Source organism: Mesorhizobium sp. M2C.T.Ca.TU.002.02.1.1 (assembly GCF_003997225.1).
The window spans coordinates 1-941 of the sequence record NZ_RZTO01001324.1 but is presented as its reverse complement, the minus strand read 5'-3'; the positions used below and the strand labels follow the sequence as shown (position 1 = coordinate 941).

The 941-nt window shown below is 68.5% G+C and carries 1 protein-coding gene; it reads left to right on the top strand.

What is annotated here, in order from left to right:
• The coding region (gene mepA, locus EOD07_RS35845; RefSeq protein WP_127238474.1) for a penicillin-insensitive murein endopeptidase at positions 1–916 on the top strand (916 nt) is incomplete at its 5' end.
• Positions 917–941: the final 25 nt, after the last annotated feature.

Below are 941 nucleotides of genomic sequence, written 5' to 3'. Positions count from 1 at the left end.
CTACTCGAAAGGCTGCTTCACCGGCGGCGTGGCGCTGCCGATGGACGGTCCGACCTGGGAAGTGATGCGTCCGTCGCGCAACCGCCGCTGGGGCCATCCGGCGATGATCGCGCTCATCGAAAAATTGTCGCGCGACGCCCAGGCGGATGGCTGGCCGGGGCTTCTGGTCGGCGATATCTCGCAGCCGCGCGGCGGACCGATGATGACCGGCCACGCCTCGCACCAGATCGGGCTGGACGCCGATATCTGGCTGACGCCGATGCCGAGGCGGCCGCTGACCATCGCGCAGCGCGAGACCATGAGCGCCACGCTGATGGTCAACGAGAAGACGCATCTGGTGAAGGACGCGCTGTGGACGCCGGCGCACACCAGGTTGCTCAAGCGCGCGGCGAACTATCCGGAGGTCGAGCGCATCCTGGTCAATCCCGGCATCAAGAAGAAGCTCTGCGACACCGTCTCCGGCGACCGCTCCTGGCTGCGCAAGGTCCGACCGTTCTGGGGCCATGACTATCATTTCCACATGCGCATCGGCTGCCAGCCGGGCTCGCCCGGTTGCAAGGGGCAGGAGGCGACGCCCGCGGATGACGGTTGCGGCAAGCCGCTGGCATGGTGGTTCACGGAGGAGCCGTGGCGGCCGAACAAGAACCCGGACGCCCCCAAGGCGCGCGACCTGATGACGATGGCCAATCTGCCCAAGCAGTGCCAGGACGTGCTCGATGCGCCGGATGCGCCGTCGCTGGAGGCGGTGACCTATCATGGCGGAAGCGCCGCCGCGGTCGCCGTGGCCGAACCTGAGCCGAGCGAGCCGGCACAAACGATCTCAAGCGGCAACGCCGCCATGCCGGCGGCGGCGAGCGCCTTCGCGCCGACGCCCAAGATCGGCATCCCGCTGCCGCGCCCACGGCCGGGGAACTGACGCTTTAAGCGGGCTTCCCCTTTCC